Origin of the sequence: Streptomyces sp. DH12 (assembly GCF_020873895.1) — a bacterium.
Taxonomy (GTDB): domain Bacteria; phylum Actinomycetota; class Actinomycetes; order Streptomycetales; family Streptomycetaceae; genus Streptomyces.
In genome coordinates this window covers 1-593 of record NZ_JAHWGT010000489.1, presented here as the reverse complement: position 1 = coordinate 593, position 593 = coordinate 1, and the positions used below count along the sequence as shown (strand labels likewise).

Below are 593 nucleotides of genomic sequence, written 5' to 3'. Positions count from 1 at the left end.
CGCCGATGGAGCCCAGGGTGCCGCCGCCGTACACCGGCACCGCCACGCACACCGTGCCCAGCGCGTACTCCTCCAGGTCCGTCACGGCCGGGGCGAGGGGCGTCGTCTCCAGCCGGCGGATCAGCTCCATGGGCGTGGTGACCGTGTGCGGGGTGAGGTCGCTCAGCGCGTGCCGGGACAGGTACTCCTCGCGGGCCTCGTCGTCCAGCTCCCGCAGCACGGCCTTGCCCAGCGCGGTGGCGTGGCCGGCGTCCTCGAAGCCCACCCACAGGTCGACGCGCGGGGCGCGGGGTCCGTCCACGACCTCGGAGACCCGGATCTCGCCGTCCTCGTAGAAGGTGAGGTAGGCGGCGCTGGACAGTTCGTCCCGCAGCGCGGAGAGGACCGGCCGGACCCGGGTGAGCAGCGCCTGACTCCGGCCGCCGGTGTGCAGGGACTGCAGCCGGTCGCCCAGGACGAAGCCGCCGTCGTCGAGTTTCCGCAGGTAGCCGTCGTGCACCAGGGTGCGCAGCAGATGGTAGGCGGTGCCCAGGGGCAGCCCGGCCTCCCGCGCCAGCCGCTTGGCCGGCGCGCCCGTCTCGTGCGCGCTCGCC

Annotated in this window: 1 protein-coding gene; it reads right to left on the bottom strand. The window is 74.7% G+C overall.

What is annotated here, in order from left to right:
- A partial coding sequence (locus LPA54_RS35340) for an IclR family transcriptional regulator (RefSeq protein WP_228984679.1) occupies nucleotides 1–593 on the bottom strand: 593 nt, incomplete at both ends.